Annotated in this window: 2 protein-coding genes; both read right to left on the minus strand. The window is 69.1% G+C overall.

Features of this window, described 5'->3' with window-relative positions; translation table 11 throughout:
* Nucleotides 1-142 precede the first annotated feature (142 nt).
* Nucleotides 143-592, minus strand: a complete 450-nt coding sequence (gene rbfA / locus ACFWY6_RS45560) for a 30S ribosome-binding factor RbfA (protein ID WP_384703851.1) — start codon at nucleotides 590-592, stop codon at nucleotides 143-145.
* Nucleotides 593-624: 32 nt separating this feature from the next.
* Nucleotides 625-918 carry a DUF503 domain-containing protein gene (locus ACFWY6_RS45565; RefSeq protein WP_135330982.1) on the minus strand — a complete coding sequence of 98 codons (294 nt, stop codon included), beginning with the start codon at nucleotides 916-918 and terminating at the stop codon, nucleotides 625-627.
* Between the last annotated feature and the right edge of the window lie 144 nt (nucleotides 919-1,062).

A 1,062-nucleotide genomic window follows, 5' to 3' on the forward strand; every position in this document is an offset into this window, starting at 1 on the left:
GCCTGGGGGGGGGGGGGGCGGGGGGGCCCGCGGGGGGGGGTTTTGGCGACCCCGCCAATGTGGCCCACCACTAAATGCGATGTCACGCGGGCCGGTTTGTCGACGATCAAACGTCCGCCCGGCGTCCTGTTGCTGGTGTTGCTCATGAAGAGGCGTCGCCGTCCTCGTCGTCCTCGGGCTTGCGGTACGGGTCCGCGTCGCCGGCGAACTCGGCGCCCGCGGACACCTCGCGCACCTTCTCGTCCGAGATCCGGGCCTTGTCGAGGAGGTCCTCGATGGCCTTCGCGTTGTCCGGCAGCGCGTCCGCCACGAAGGCGAGGCTCGGGGTGAACTTCACGCCCGCCGCCGCGCCGACCGCCGAACGGAGGACGCCCTTGGCGCTCTCCAGGCCCGCGGCGGCTGCCGCGCGGTCCTCGTCGTCTCCGTGGACCGTGTAGAAGACGGTCGCCTCCCGCAGGTCACCCGTGACCCGGGTGTCCGTGATGGTCACATGCGTACCGAGCCGCGGGTCCTTGATCCCGCGCTGCAGCTTCTGGGCAACCACCTCTCGGATGAGGTCCGCCAGCCTTTTCGCGCGCGCGTTGTCGGCCACTGCTCCGTCTCCTTCTTCGCCTTGCTGTGCAATCAGTCTTCGTCGCTGTGGAGCCTGCGTCGAACGGAGAGCAGCTCCACCTCCGGACGGGCGGCGACCAGGCGCTCGCACCGGTCCAGTACGTCGGTGAGGTGCCCCGTCTCCCCGGAGACGATCGCCAGGCCGATCTCGGCCCTGCGATGGAGGTCCTGGTTCCCGGTCTCCGCCGCACTCACCGCGTACTTGCGCTGGAGTTCGGCGACGATCGGGCGGACGACGGAGCGCTTCTCCTTCAGCGAGCGAACGTCGCCGAGGAGCAGATCGAAGGACAGTGTCCCCACATACATGAATGTCCGGATGTCCCGCCGGTTCGGGTTCGTGCCCCGCCAACCGCTTGGCAGGGACACAAGAACCGTACACGGAACGGCCGGGGCCGATCGACGGGTTTTAGCTCCCCACGACCGGCCCCGGTTCGAGCTGCGTTGATCAGC

It is taken from the genome of Streptomyces sp. NPDC059037, assembly GCF_042740015.1.
In the GTDB taxonomy this organism is placed as follows: domain Bacteria; phylum Actinomycetota; class Actinomycetes; order Streptomycetales; family Streptomycetaceae; genus Streptomyces.

Bases quoted from the DNA above. Each gene is read 5' to 3' on its own strand.
- ACFWY6_RS45565 (WP_135330982.1), bottom strand. From the start codon at position 918: ATGTATGTGGGGACACTGTCCTTCGATCTGCTCCTCGGCGACGTTCGC.